At 72.0% G+C, this 13677-nt stretch carries 12 protein-coding genes; 4 read left to right on the top strand and 8 right to left on the bottom strand.

What is annotated here, in order from left to right; translation table 11 throughout:
- Window positions 1–95: 95 nt before the first annotated feature.
- The 3 genes from ACF1AK_RS16175 to ACF1AK_RS16165 are packed head-to-tail and all read left to right on the top strand — an operon-like array spanning window position 96 to window position 2220.
- A complete protein-coding gene (locus ACF1AK_RS16175; RefSeq protein WP_391499386.1) occupies window positions 96–1391 on the top strand; it encodes an MFS transporter in 1296 nt (431 codons plus the stop codon).
- Window positions 1392–1400: 9 nt separating this feature from the next.
- The gene (locus tag ACF1AK_RS16170) at window positions 1401–1628 is read left to right on the top strand and encodes a hypothetical protein (protein WP_391499385.1); all 228 of its coding nucleotides are present in this window, start codon (window positions 1401–1403) and stop codon (window positions 1626–1628) included.
- 37 nt (window positions 1629–1665) lie between these two features.
- Window positions 1666–2220, top strand: coding sequence for a Uma2 family endonuclease (locus ACF1AK_RS16165; protein ID WP_391499384.1), 555 nt, complete (start codon window positions 1666–1668; stop codon window positions 2218–2220).
- 32 nt (window positions 2221–2252) lie between these two features.
- Here the strand turns inward: ACF1AK_RS16165 and ACF1AK_RS16160 are convergent, their stop codons facing one another.
- The 8 genes from ACF1AK_RS16160 to ACF1AK_RS16125 form a co-directional block, all read right to left on the bottom strand.
- Entirely contained in the window at window positions 2253–3530 is a 1278-nt protein-coding gene (locus ACF1AK_RS16160) for a thymidine phosphorylase (protein WP_391499383.1), read from the bottom strand.
- A 107-nt stretch (window positions 3531–3637) separates the two neighbouring features.
- Window positions 3638–4036: a cytidine deaminase gene (locus tag ACF1AK_RS16155; protein ID WP_391499382.1), complete on the bottom strand. Its 399-nt coding sequence runs from the start codon at window positions 4034–4036 to the stop codon at window positions 3638–3640.
- Window positions 4033–5301 (bottom strand): ABC transporter permease, encoded by a 1269-nt coding sequence (locus ACF1AK_RS16150; protein WP_391499381.1) that lies wholly within the window; start codon window positions 5299–5301, stop codon window positions 4033–4035. Before ACF1AK_RS16150 ends, ACF1AK_RS16155 begins: the two co-directional genes overlap by 4 nt.
- On the bottom strand, window positions 5298–6485 hold the full coding sequence (locus ACF1AK_RS16145) for an ABC transporter permease (protein WP_391499380.1): 1188 nt from the start codon (window positions 6483–6485) through the stop codon (window positions 5298–5300). The genes ACF1AK_RS16150 and ACF1AK_RS16145 overlap by 4 nt, the downstream gene beginning before the upstream one ends.
- Before the next feature lie 4 nt (window positions 6486–6489).
- Window positions 6490–8016 (bottom strand): ABC transporter ATP-binding protein, encoded by a 1527-nt coding sequence (locus ACF1AK_RS16140; RefSeq protein ID WP_391499466.1) that lies wholly within the window; start codon window positions 8014–8016, stop codon window positions 6490–6492.
- 346 nt (window positions 8017–8362) lie between these two features.
- Window positions 8363–9427, bottom strand: coding sequence for a BMP family protein (locus tag ACF1AK_RS16135; RefSeq protein WP_391499379.1), 1065 nt, complete (start codon window positions 9425–9427; stop codon window positions 8363–8365).
- A 268-nt stretch (window positions 9428–9695) separates the two neighbouring features.
- Window positions 9696–10949: an amidohydrolase gene (locus tag ACF1AK_RS16130; RefSeq protein ID WP_391499378.1), complete on the bottom strand. Its 1254-nt coding sequence runs from the start codon at window positions 10947–10949 to the stop codon at window positions 9696–9698.
- A gap of 232 nt (window positions 10950–11181) precedes the next feature.
- On the bottom strand, window positions 11182–12810 hold the full coding sequence (locus tag ACF1AK_RS16125; RefSeq protein ID WP_391499377.1) for a methylmalonyl-CoA mutase: 1629 nt from the start codon (window positions 12808–12810) through the stop codon (window positions 11182–11184).
- A gap of 104 nt (window positions 12811–12914) precedes the next feature.
- Here ACF1AK_RS16125 and ACF1AK_RS16120 point away from each other — a divergent pair, with 104 nt between their 5' ends.
- A complete protein-coding gene (locus tag ACF1AK_RS16120) occupies window positions 12915–13658 on the top strand; it encodes an SDR family oxidoreductase (RefSeq protein ID WP_380291470.1) in 744 nt (247 codons plus the stop codon).
- Window positions 13659–13677: the final 19 nt, after the last annotated feature.

The raw sequence follows: 13677 nt of genomic DNA, 5'->3' as shown, positions 1-13677 counted from the left end.
TGTCACCGCCGCACGCTCGGCTCATACGTTCACGCATGGATTATGGACGGTTGATGCATTGGACGCATCAGCCGGGCGGTTCTAACGTCGACGTCATGCAGCCCTCCAGTACCAGGGCGTCCGCGCCCACGCCGGACGCCCTCACCCAGCCGATGCCGCACCGCGACGACCGCCACCGCCCCGGGCAGCGCTCCTTCCGCCGCGCCAACCTCGCCCTGTTCGCGGCCGGCATCGCGACCTTCGTCCTCCTCTACTCCACCCAGGGCCTGCTGCCGGTCCTCTCCGACGACCTCGGCCTCACCCCCGGCCAGGCCAGCTGGACGGCCTCCGCCGCCACCCTCGGCCTCGCCCTCGCCCTGCTCCCCGCGAGCGCGCTCTCCGACCGGTACGGCCGCACCGCCGTGATGACGGCCTCCACCCTCGGCGCCGCCGCCCTCGCGCTCGCCCTGCCGTTCGCGCCGGACCTCACCACCCTGGTCGTGCTCCGGGTCCTCCAGGGCGCCGTGCTCGCCGGGCTCCCCGCCACCGCGATGGCCTACCTCGCCGAGGAGGTCCACCCCTCCGCGCTGGCCTCCGCGATGGGCCTGTACGTGGCGGGCAACAGCATCGGCGGCATGGGCGGACGGCTGCTCTCCGGCTGGGTCGCGGCGGGCCTCGGCTGGCGCTGGGGGCTCGCCGCCTCCGCCGCCCTCGCCCTGCTCGCCACCCTCGCGTTCCGGCTGCTGATCCCCGCCGCCCGGCACTTCACCCCCGCCCCGGTGGACGCCCGCGCCCTCGCCCGCACCGTCGGCCGGCACCTGCGCAACCCGCTGCTGCTGCGGCTGTACGCGCTGGGGCTGCTGTTCATGGCCGTGTTCGGCGCGGTCTACAACACCGTCGGCTACCGGCTGATCGCCGCGCCCTTCCACCTGCCGGAGTCGGTCGCCGCCTCGATCTTCGTGGTGTACCTGGTCGGCACCGGCACCTCCGCCGCCGCGGGCCGGCTGGCCGCCCGGCTCGGCCGCCGGGGCGCCCTGTACGTCGCGATCGGCACCACCGCCCTCGGGCTGCTGCTCTCCCTCGCCGACTCCCTGGTCCTCGCCCTGCTCGGACTGGTGCTGATCACCGCCGGCTTCTTCGCCGGCCACGCCACCGCCTCCTCGGCCGTCGGCCGCACCGCCACCGAGGGCCGCGCCCAGGCCTCCGCGCTCTACCTGATCGCCTACTACCTGGGCAACAGCCTCGGCGGCACCCTCGGCGCCGACGCCTACCACGCCACCGGCTGGCCCGGTGCCGCCGCCCTCGGCCTCACCGCCATGGCCCTGGCCGCCGCCGTCACCCTCTACGCCACCCGCCGGGCCCACACCACCCGTCGGGCCGACCGCCTGCCGGGCAGGCTCTCCGCGCGGTAGCTTCCCCCCGTGGAGGATCAGGGGTCGGCCTCCGCGGCTCCGGAGGACCAGAGATGGTTCTGGAGTCCGGCCCGGCAGCGCGAGGAGGCCGAGACCGACCGGGCCCTCCGCCGGGGAGAACGCGGCGAGGTGTTCCGGAACGGCGAGGAGTTCCTTCGATCGCTCGCCGACGAGGCCGGACTGGACGTGCGGGAGATCAAGCGACGCGCGGACGATCGCGGGCCGGCGGATGCCTGACGCCCGACTGTCGGCCGCCGTCGCTAGACTCCGGAACATGAGCGTCGATCCTGCCGTGTACGACCGGTTGCGCGAGATCGCCAGTCAGCTGCCGCAGATCCCCGGGATAGGGAAGATCGAGATCGCCGACGGCGAGATCGTCATGATGATGTCGCCCGTGAAGCGCCACGAACTCGCCGTACTCCGCATCGCCCGGCAGCTCAACGCCCAATTGCCGGCCACGCACCCGGGCCACATCGCCTATCACGGCGCGGACCTGGAGGACGCCGGGCTCGGCCGGCTGCGCAACCCGGATCTGATGGTCTTCCCCGAGTCCACCTTGGAGGGCGAGCAGTCGGCGGTCCTCCCGCACGAGGTGCTGCTCGTCGTGGAGATCGTCTCCAAGTCCAACCCCGAGAACGACTACCGGGACAAGGTCCACGACTACTCGACGATGGGCATCCCGTTCTATCTGATCATCGACCCCCGCACGGGTACCGGCATCGTTCACAGCGAGCCCGGCTACACCTCCCGCAAGGAGTTCGCCTTCGGTGACACCGTCGCCGTCGGCCCGTGGACGATCGACACCGGCGGGCTGCTCACGTACGCCTGAGCCGGCGTACGTGAGCAGACCCCCGCAAGCCGTCAGGCGATGCGGTCCAGGACGATCGGGGCCGGGGTGAACGCCGTGCCCGCCGGGGCGACCTCGATGCCGCCGGCGAGCGCCTCGATCGCGTAGTCGAAACGCTCGGGGGTGTCGGTGTGCAGGGTCAGCAGGGGCTGGCCCGCCACCACGGTGTCGCCGGGCTTGGCGTGCATCTCGACGCCCGCGCCGGCCTGCACCGGGTCCTCCTTGCGGGCGCGGCCGGCGCCGAGGCGCCAGGCGCAGACGCCCACCGCGTAGGCGTCGAGGGTGGTGAGGACGCCGGAGGCGGGGGCGGGAACGACGTGCTGCTCGCGGGCGACCGGCAGCGGGGCGTCGACGTCGCCGCCCTGGGCGGCGATCATGCGGCGCCAGTGGTCCATCGCGGAGCCGTCGCGCAGCGCGTCGGCCGGGTCCTTGCCGTGCACGCCCGCGGCGGCCAGCATCTCGCGGGCCAGCGCGAGGGTGAGCTCGACGACGTCGGCCGGGCCGCCGCCGGCCAGCACCTCGACCGACTCGCGGACCTCCAGCGCGTTGCCGGCGGTGCGGCCGAGCGGGGTGGACATGCCGGTGAGCAGGGCAACGGTGTTGACGCCCGCCGAGGTGCCGAGGCCGACCATGGTGCGGGCCAGCTCACGGGCGTCGTCGATGTTCTTCATGAAGGCGCCGGAGCCGACCTTCACGTCGAGGACGAGCGCGCCGGTGCCCTCGGCGATCTTCTTGGACATGATCGAGGAGGCGATCAGCGGGATCGCCTCGACGGTGCCGGTGACGTCGCGCAGCGCGTAGAGCTTCTTGTCGGCCGGGGCGAGGCCGTCGCCGGCCGCGCAGATGACCGCGCCGGTGTCCCGGAGCACCTGCAGCATCTCCTCGTTGGAGAGCAGGGCGCGCCAGCCGGGGATGGACTCCAGCTTGTCGAGGGTGCCGCCGGTGTGGCCGAGGCCGCGGCCGGACAGCTGCGGGACGGCCGCGCCGCAGGCGGCGACCAGCGGGGCGAGCGGCAGGGTGATCTTGTCGCCGACACCGCCGGTGGAGTGCTTGTCGCTGGTGGGCTGCGCCAGCGAGGAGAAGTCCATCCGGACGCCGGAGCGGATCATGGCGTCCGTCCAGCGGCTGATCTCGTGCGGGTTCATGCCGTTCAGCAGGATGGCCATGGCCAGGGCGGACATCTGCTCGTCGGCGACCTCGCCGCGGGTGTAGGCGTCGATGACCCAGTCGATCTGAGCGTCGCTCAGCTCTCCGCGGTCGCGCTTGGTCCTGATGACGGAGATGGCGTCCATGGTTGCTCCATTGCTCCCGGATGGGTTTCGGAAAAGCGAAGAGTGTCGCGAAGCGGGGGCGGAAACCCCCCGCTCGCGACACTCTACGCGCGTAACAAACGCGAGTGCTAGAGCCGCTCGGGCCCGAACGCGTCAGGCAGCACGTCACTCATCGGACGCACGCCGGACGGCAGCTCGATCAGCAGATCGGGGCCGCCGTGCTCGTACAGCAGCTGGCGGCACCGGCCGCACGGCATCAGCAACGCCCCGGCGCCGTCCACACAGGTGAACGCGGTCAGCCGGCCGCCGCCGCTCGCGTGCAGCGCGGAGACCAGGCCGCACTCGGCGCACAGCCCGAGCCCGTACGAGGCGTTCTCCACGTTGCACCCGGTGACCACCCGCCCGTCGTCCACCAGCGCGGCGGCACCGACCGGGAACCTGCTGTACGGCGCGTACGCGTGAGTCATCGCCTCGCGCGCCGCCGTCCGCAGCGCGGCCCAGTCCACCGCCTCGGCGGGGGCCGTCACTTGCCCTGCCCCTTGCGGTAGATCTGGCCGTCGGCCTTCGGCGGCCGCAGCCGCTGCGAGGCCAGCGAGAGCACCACCAGGGTGATCACGTACGGCGTGGCGACGATCAGCGGACGCTGCACCTCGTCGGTGGTGAAGTACCAGGCGAACAGGCCGCCGGAGACCACCACGGAGATCAGCGCCGGCGTCGGCTTGCGGCGGTACGCCTGCCACGCCGCCAGCAGCACCATCGCGATGGCGACCACCAGGATCAGCACGTGGACCGACTCCGGGTCACGCAGCTGGAGGCTGTCGGTGAAGCCGAACAGGCCGGCGCCGACGGCGAGGCCGCCCGGCATCCAGTTGCCGAAGATCATCGCGGCGAGGCCGATGAAGCCCCGGCCCAGGGTCTGGCCGTCCTTGTAGAAGTGCGCGGCGACCAGCGAGAGGTACGCGCCGCCGAGGCCCGCGAAGGCGCCCGAGGCGATGACCGCCAGGTACTTGTACTTGTAGACGTTGACGCCCAGCGACTCGGCGGCCGTCGGGTTCTCGCCGCAGGAGCGCAGCCGCAGGCCGAAGACGGTCCGCCAGAGCGCGAAGTAGCTGGCGACGATCAGCACACCGGCCAGGATGACGACGACCGACAGGTTGGTGACCAGACCGCCGAGCACGCCGGCGACGTCGGAGACCAGGAACCAGTGGTGGGACTCGATGTCCTTCAGCCAGGAGGACAGGCCGGGCACGGTCAGGTACGGCAGCGGATCGGCCGGCGGGGACTGGTTCGCACCGGCGCCGAAGGCGATGTAGTCCTTGTAGTAGATCCGGTTGACGTACGCGCAGATGCCGGGGATCAGCAGGTTGATGCCGACGCCGGAGACGATGTGGTCGACGCCGAAGGTCACCGTGATGACCGCATGCAGCAGACCGCCGAGCGCACCGCCGAGCATGCCGGCCAGCAGGCCGAACCAGGGGTTGACCAGGTAGCCGCCCCAGGCCCCGGCGAAGGTGCCGGCGACCATCATGCCTTCGAGACCGATGTTGACGACACCGGCCCGCTCGGACCAGAGACCGCCGAGACCGGCCATGCCGATCGGGACCGCCGCGCCCAGCGCCGCGGTGATCTGACCGGAGGAGGTCAGCGCGTGGTTGTCGGTGATCATGCCGACGGCGGAGAACAGGACGAGGGCGCCGGCGATCAGCAGCAGCACCACCGGCCAGGACATCTTGCGCTTCCCGGCGGGCGCGCCGCCGGGCGTCTTCGCGCGAACAGCGGTGGCCGTACTCACGCCGACACCTCCTTCTTCTGGGCGGCCGCGGCGGCAGCCTGGGCGGCGAGCTCGGCGCCGACCTTCTGCTGCTGGCGCTTCAGGCCGTAGCGGCGCACCAGCTCGTAGGCGACGACGACGCAGATGACGATGGTGCCCTTCATGACGTCGACGATCTCGAACGGGAACTCACCGTTCTGCGGCAGCGGGAGCTGCGAGCCGGTGGCGTCGAGGAAGGCGAAGAGCAGGGCGGCGAAGACCATGCCGACCGGGCTGTTGCGGCCGAGCAGGGCGACCGAGATGCCCAGGAAGCCGAGGCCGGCCTGGAAGCTCTGGCCGAAGTAGTAGGAATTCTGCATCAGCTCCGGCAGGCCGATGAGGCCGGCCAGCGCGCCGGAGACCACCATCGAGGTGACCACCATGCGCTTGACGTTGACGCCGGACGCGGTGGCCGCGCTCTCCGAGCGGCCGGTGGCGCGCAGGTCGAAGCCGAAGCGGGTGCGGTTCAGGGTGAACTGGAAGGCCACGCCGACCACGATCGCGATGACCACGAAGCCCCAGAGCGGGCCGCCGTCGGTGTCGATCGAGAAGAACCGGCTGGACTCCGAGATCGGGTCGGTCTGGATCGAGTTGCTGGTGGTGCCCTTCTCCGGCGCGAAGATGCCGGGGACGAGCAGCAGACCGACCACCGCGGTGGCGATCGAGTTCAGCATGATGGTCGAGATGACCTCGCTGACGCCGCGGTAGACCTTCAGCAGGCCGGCCACGGCCGCCCACATGCCGCCGACCAGCATCGCGGTCAGCAGCAGCAGCGGGATCTGGATGACCGCCGGGAGGTCCAGCCGGCTGCCGACGAACGCGGCGAACAGCGCGGCGAGCTTGTACTGGCCCTCGACACCGATGTTGAAGAGGTTCATGCGGAAGCCGAAGGCGGCGGCCGCGGCGGCGAGGTAGTAGGTGGTGGACCGGTTGAGGATGGCCACCTGGCCGTCCGACTTGGTGCCGTACGTGATCATCACGTTCCAGGCGTCGAACGGGTTCTTGCCGGAGGTCGCCAGCAGCAGCGAGCAGATGACGACGGACAGCACGACGGCGAGCACCGGCGCCGCGAGGGCGAGCACGATCTTCTCGCCGCTGAACCGCTGCGCCAGGCCGCCCTTGGCGGCGGCCGCGGGCGCGGCGGGAGCGGGCTTGGGACTGGTCATGTGGCTACTCCCCCGCCTGCTGGTCGTCGGCGGTGTCGGTGGGGGTGTCGGACGGCGCGGCCTCGGTGCCCTCGGCCGCGAGGGCCTGCGCCCGGGCGACCGCCTCCGGCTCGGACTCGATGTGGCCGCTGGCGGCGCCGGTCATCGCGGTGCCGAGGTCCTCGGCGGTCACGGTCTCCGGGTCGGCGTCGGCGACCAGCCGGCCGCGGTAGATCACCCGGATGGTGTCGGAGAGGCCGATCAGCTCGTCCAGGTCGGCCGAGATCAGCAGCACGGCGAGGCCGGCCCGCTGGGCGGTCCTGATGTGCTCCCAGATCTGTGCCTGGGCACCGACGTCCACGCCGCGGGTGGGGTGGGCGGCGATCAGCAGCTTGGGGTCGTGGCTCATCTCGCGGCCGATGATCAGCTTCTGCTGGTTGCCGCCGGAGAGGGAGGCCGCGGTGACCTCGATGCCGGGGGTGCGGACGTCGTACTCCTCGACGATCCGCTGGGTGTCCCTGCGGGCGGCGGCCGGGTCGAGCAGCACGCCCCTGGAGTTGGGGCGCTCGGTGACGTGCCCGAGGATCCGGTTCTCCCAGAGCGGGGCCTCCAGCAGCAGGCCGTGCCGGTGACGGTCCTCGGGGATGTAGCCGATGCCGGCCTCGCGGCGGGCCCGGGTGAGGGTGCCGGAGAGGTCCTTGCCGTCCAGCGTGACGCTGCCGGCGTCCAGCGGGAGCATGCCCATGATGGCCTCGACCAGTTCGGCCTGGCCGTTGCCCTCGACACCGGCGATGCCGAGGATCTCGCCCTTGTGGATGCGCAGCGAGATGTCGTCCAGGACGACGCGCTCGATGCCCTCGGCGTCGGTCTTGGCGATCCGCAGGCCGTCCACGCGCAGCATCTCGGTGGTGGTGACGGTCGACTCGCGGCTCTCCGGGGAGGGCAGCTCGGTGCCGACCATCAGCTCGGCGAGCCGGGGGGCGGTGACCTGCTTCGGGTCGGCGTCGCCGACGGTGGTGCCGCGGCGGATGACGCTGATCGCGTCGGCCACCGAGAGCACCTCGTGCAGCTTGTGCGAGATGAAGATGACGGTGACGCCCTCGGACTTCAGCTCCCGCAGGTTGTCGAACAGGGCGTCGACCTCCTGCGGGACGAGCACGGCCGTGGGCTCGTCGAGGATGAGGATCTTGGCGCCGCGGTAGAGCACCTTGAGGATCTCGACGCGCTGGCGGTCGGCGACTCCGAGGTCCTCGACCAGCGCGTCCGGGCGCACGCCCAGGCCGTACTGCTCGGAGATCTGCGCGATCTTCTCCTTGGCCCTGGCCCCGATGCCGTACAGGTGCTCGCCGCCGAGGACGACGTTCTCCAGGACGGTGAGGTTGTCGGCGAGCATGAAGTGCTGGTGCACCATGCCGATGCCGCGCGCGATGGCGTCGCCCGGGGTGTTGAACTCGCACAGGTCGCCGTTGATCGCGATGGTGCCCTCGTCCGGCTTCTGCATGCCGTAGAGGATCTTCATCAGCGTCGACTTCCCGGCGCCGTTCTCGCCCATGAGGGCGTGCACGGTGCCGGTGCGGACGGTGAGGTTGATGTCGCGGTTGGCCACGACGCCGGGGAAGCGCTTGGTGATGCCGCGCAGTTCGACGGCCGGTGTCGCCGTCCCCGCGCTGGGGTTACCGCCCGTCGTCGGGGCGGGGTCGGATGCGGTGATGGCGGTCTCCTGGTGGTCTGGAGGCGCGTCGTTGCGCTGGAGGGCCAAAGCGGGAAGGGGGGAGAGACGGGACGGGGCCCGGGGGTACGCACTGAGCGCACCCTTCCGGGCCCCTCCCTGAGTTGCGTCCATCATGGCGTCGCCGGGCAGGCGGCAGCGGCAATGACGTCCGTCGAGCCCGGGAGCCTTACAGCTTCGACGGGTCGGTCGGGATGGTGGTCTGGCCGCTCTTGATGGTGTTGGCGGCCTCGTCGAGCTTGCCCTTGATGTCGTCGATCTTGCCGCCGGTGGTGGCGAGCGAGACACCGTCGACCTTGAGGTCGAAGTTCTTCACACCGGTGAAGGGCTGGCCGTTCTTGACCGACTCGATGTAGGCGAAGACCGCCTTGTCGACGTTCTTGACCATCGAGGTCATGATGCTGTTCTTGTACTTCGCCAGGGCCGGCTGGGCGGCCTGGTCGGAGTCGACGCCGATGGCCAGGGCGCCCTGCTTGTTGGCGACGGCCTCGATGGCGCCGTTGCCGGAGGAGCCGGCGGCCGTGTAGATGACGTCCGCGCCCTTGTCGAGCTGGCCCTGCGCGGCCTCCTTGCCCTTGTCGGGGGCGGCGAAGCCGGTGAAGTCCGGCGGGGTGGTCAGGTAGGTGACCTCGACCGGCATCTGCGGGTCGACGGACTTGACGCCCGCGCGGTAGCCGGCCTCGAACTTCTTGATCAGCTCGGACTGCACACCGCCGATGAAGCCGACGTGCTTGGACTTCGACTTGTTGGCGGCGGCGACACCGGCCAGGTAGGAGCCCTCCTGCTCGGCGAAGAGCAGCGAGGTGACGTTCGAGGGCTGCTCGGCGTCGGTGGAGTCGATGATCGCGAACTTGACGTTCGGGTTCTCCTTGGCGATCTTGTTGACCGCCGGCTGGTAGACGAACCCGACCGCGATGATCGGGTTGTAACCCGCGGAGACCAGGTTCTTGAGGCGGGTCTCCTTGTCGGCCTCCGCCTCACCGGTCTTGGCGTCGGCCTCGGTGACGGCGACACCCAGCTTGCTCTTGGCCTCGTCGAGGCCGCGGGCGGCGGAGTCGTTGAAGGACTGGTCGCCACGGCCGCCGATGTCGTAGGCCATGCCGACCTTCAGGCCGCCCTCGGAGGAGCCGGAGGAGGCGGTGGTGTCGTTGCTCTTTGCGCCGCAAGCGGCGAGCGAGGCGATGCCCAGGGAACCCGAGAGCACAACCGCGGCGAGCTTAGTGGAACGGCGCAAGGGAGTTTCTCCTTCTCACACGCAACCGATTTAGCGTGGTCGGACGCCACCGTAACGCGCGTAGAACACGGTTGTGTTACGGGCCGCCGGAGCATTCGGGTTGTTATCAAACCGTGGTCTGACAGCCGCCCCGACGCTCCTTTCCCTTGCGCGAAAGGTGCTTTGGGCCGGTCCGACCCCGTGGACGGAATCTGAATTATCAGGACATCGACGACGAAACCGGACACCTTCGGCAGGTGTCCGGTTCCGACCGGTGGCGGTGCCGGTGTCAGAGCGTGCCGGGCTCCAGGGCCAGCGCGGCGAAGAGCTCCACGCCGATCGCGATCGCGCGCTCGTCCACGTCGAAGCGGCCCTGGTGCAGGTCGCGGACGGTGGTGTCGCCGGGGGCCCGCACCCCGAGCCGGGCGAGCGCGCCGGGGGCGTGCTCCAGGTACCAGGAGAAGTCCTCCCCGCCGAGCGACTGCTCGGTGTCCTCGACCACCTCGGTGCCGGCCCGGCCGAAGCGCGCGGTCATGCCGGCCTCCAGCAGCCCCACCGAGACCGCCTCGTTGACCACCGGCGGCACGCCCCGGTGGTAGTCGAGCGTCCACTTCGCGCGGTAGGTCTCGGCGAGCCGGGCGATCAGCTCATGCAGCAGGTCCGGCGCCTCCCGCCAGCCGGCCAGCTCCAGGCAGCGGACCGTGCCCTCCAGCTCCGCGTGCTGCGGGATGACGTTGGGCGCGGAGCCCGCGGCGATCCGGCCCCAGACCAGCGAGACGCCCCAGCGCGGGTCCATCCGGCGGGCCAGCGCGGCCGGCAGCTCGGCGGCGGTGCGGGCGACCGCGGTGATCAGGTCGGTGGTCAGGTGCGGGCGCGCGGTGTGGCCGCCGGGGCCGTCCAGGTGGAGCACCAGCCGGTCGCAGGCGGAGGTGATCGCCCCGACCCGCAGGCCGATCCGGCCCACCTCCACCTTGGGGTCGCAGTGCACGGCGAAGATCCGCCCGACGCCCTCCATCCCGCCGGCCGCGATCACGTCCAGCGCGCCGCCGGGCATGACCTCCTCGGCGGGCTGGAAGACCATCCGGACCGGGCGCCGCAGCTCGCCGGAGCGGGCCGACGCGGCGAGCACCAGCGCGGTTCCGAGCGCCACCGAGGTGTGCACGTCGTGGCCGCAGGCGTGGGCCCGGCCGGGGACGCTCGAACGGTAGGGGACGTCGGTCTTGGCGTCGTCGATCGGCAGGGCGTCGATGTCGGCGCGGAAGGCGAGGAACTCCGCCCCGCGCGGGGCGGACTCGGGAACGATGTCGACGAGCATTCCGGTGCCGCCCGGAAGGATCCGGGGAGTGAGGCCCGCGGCGACCAGGCGGTCGCGCAGCAGGCCGGTGGTTCGGAACTCCTGGCGGCCCAGCTCCGGGTGCCGGTGCAGGTCCCGCCGGAAGGCGATCAGCTCGGGCTCCAGCTCCCGTACCCGGTCGCGGAGACCGGCGGCGGGGCGGGCAGCGGTGAGGGTGACGGCCGACTGGGCGGACTCACGACGGTTCATCTCAACAAGGGTAGGCCTGTTGGGGGGATTTGGCCCGACTTCCCGCGAAGAAGTCCCCGGATGGGCGCATACCGGCCGCGCTGGTGGGTATGACATCTTGTTTCAGCCGCCTTCCCCGTGGTGCCTGCTCTGTGCAACGACCATCGACGATCAAGGTCACGGCATGCTCCACCGGCCGGTTGACGGACCCCCGGACGGCTCCGCACGGGCCCCGGCCGCCCCGCACATTGGCTCAAAAGCGTTCGACCGGGACGTGCCGGCCCCACACCTCGCGCAGCGCGTCGCAGACCTCGCCGACGGTGGCCCGCGCGGCCAGCGCCTCGCGCATCGGGTACAGCACGTTGTCCCGCCCCCCGGCGGCCCGGCGCAGCGCGTCCAGCGCCCGTCCCACCGCGGCGCCGTCCCGGGCCGCCCGCAGCCGGGCCAGCCGCCCGGCCTGCCGGGCCTCGATCGCCGGATCCACCCGCAGCGGCCGGTACGGCTCCTCGGCCGCCAACTCCCCCGGCCCGAGCCGGAACCGGTTGACCCCGACCACGGTGCGCGTGCCCGCCTCGGTCTCCCGCTGGATCCGGTAGGCGCTGCGCTCGATCTCCGCCTTCTGGTAGCCGGCCTCGATCGCCGCCACCGCCCCGCCCAGTTCCTCGACCCTCGCCATCAGGCCGAGCGCCGCGGCCTCCACCTCGTCGGTCAGCGCCTCCACCGCGTAGGAGCCGGCGAACGGGTCGACGGTGGCGGTCACGTCGGTCTCGTGGGCGAGCACCTGCTGGGTGCGCAGGGCGAGCCGGGCGGCCTTCTCGGTGGGCAGCGCCAGTGCCTCGTCGAAGGAGTTGGTGTGCAGCGACTGGGTGCCGCCGAGCACCGCCGCGAGCGCCTGCACCGTGACCCGGACCAGGTTCACCTCGGGCTGCTGGGCGGTCAGCTGGACGCCCGCGGTCTGGGTGTGGAAGCGCAGCCGCTGGGAGCGCGGGTCCCGGGCGCCGAACTCCTCGCGCATCACCCGGGCCCAGATCCGGCGTGCGGCGCGGAACTTGGCGACCTCCTCCAGCAGGGTGGCGCGGGCCACGAAGAAGAAGGACAGCCGCGGCGCGAAGTCGTCCACCGCCAGACCGGCGGCCAGCGCGGCGCGCACGTACGCGATGCCGTCGGCCAGGGTGAAGGCGATCTCCTGCGCGGGCGTGGCCCCGGCCTCGGCCATGTGGTAGCCGGAGATCGAGATGGTGTTCCAGCGCGGGATCTCGGCCCGGCAGTACCGGAAGAGGTCGGCGACCAGCCGCAGCGAGGGCTGCGGCGGGAAGATGTACGTCCCGCGGGCGATGTACTCCTTCAGCACGTCGTTCTGCACCGTGCCGGTGAGCCCGGCCGGCGGGACCCCCTGGGCCTCGCCGACCAGCTGGTAGAGGAGCAGCAGCACCGCGGCCGGGGCGTTGATGGTCATCGAGGTGGAGACCTCGCCGAGCGGGATCCCCGCGAACAGCTCGGCCATGTCCTCCACGCTGTCGACCGCCACGCCGACCCGGCCGACCTCGCCGGCGGCGAGCGGGGCGTCCGAGTCGTAGCCCATCTGGGTGGGCAGGTCGAAGGCGACCGAGAGGCCGGTGGAGCCGCCGGCGATCAGCTGCCGGTAGCGGGCGTTGGACTCGGCGGCGGTGCCGAAGCCCGCGTACTGCCGCATCGTCCACGGCCGGCCGGTGTACATGGTCGGGTGGATGCCCCGGGTGAACGGGTACTCCCCCGGACGGCCCAGCCGCTCCTCCGGGGACCGGCCGGCCAGGGCCTCGGGGCCGTACACCGGCGCGAACGGGAAGCCGGACTCGGTGCGGCGCGGCCCGGGGGCCGGCTCGGCGGGCGGATCGGCGGTCACGGGGTCCTCCGCGGGGTCGGCGGGCGGGTCCACTCCTCTCGCAATGTAGCGCCGGAGGCCTTGAGATGATCGGTCGAACCGACCGGGATATCTCAGGAGTGGCAATGACCGAGCAGAAGGTGGCCGTGGTCACCGGTGCGAGCAGCGGGATCGGCGCGGCGACCGCCCGCCGCCTGGCGGCCGAGGGCTTCGAGGTGGTGCTGACCGCCCGCCGGACCGAGCGGATCGAGGCGCTGGCGAAGGAGACCGGCGGCCGGGCGTACACCCTGGACGTCACCGACCGGGCCGCCGTGGACGCCTTCGCCGCGGCGATCGGCCGGGTGGACGTGCTGGTGAACAACGCCGGCGGGGCGATCGGCGCGGAGAGCGTGGAGACCGGGGACCCGGCCGACTGGCTGGCCATGTACCAGGTCAACGTGCTCGGCGTGCTGCACATGACCCAGGCGCTGCTGCCGGCCCTGCGGGCGAGCGGCGACGGCACCGTCCTGGTGCTCTCCTCGACCGCCGCGCTGGCCGCGTACGAGGGCGGCGGCGGCTACGTGGCGGCCAAGCACGCGGCCCACACCATCGCCGCGACGCTGCGCCTGGAGCTGTGCGGGGAGCCGATCCGGGTGATCGAGATCGCCCCGGGCATGGTGAAGTCCGAGGGCTTCGCGGTGACCCGGTTCCGCGGCGACGAGGAGAAGGCCGCCGCCGTGTACGCGGGCGTCGCCGAGCCGCTCACCTCCGAGGACATCGCCGACACCGTCGCCTGGGCGGTCACCCGGCCGTCGCACGTCAACGTCGACCTGCTGGTGGTCCGGCCGCGCGCGCAGGCGGCCAACCACAAGGTGCACCGCGAGCTCTGACGCACCGGCAGTCCGGGAC

It is taken from the genome of Kitasatospora sp. NPDC015120, from assembly GCF_043080305.1.
In the GTDB taxonomy this organism is placed as follows: domain Bacteria; phylum Actinomycetota; class Actinomycetes; order Streptomycetales; family Streptomycetaceae; genus Kitasatospora.
The sequence above is the reverse complement of the archived record's forward strand: the minus strand, read 5'-3'. Positions and strand labels throughout refer to the sequence as shown.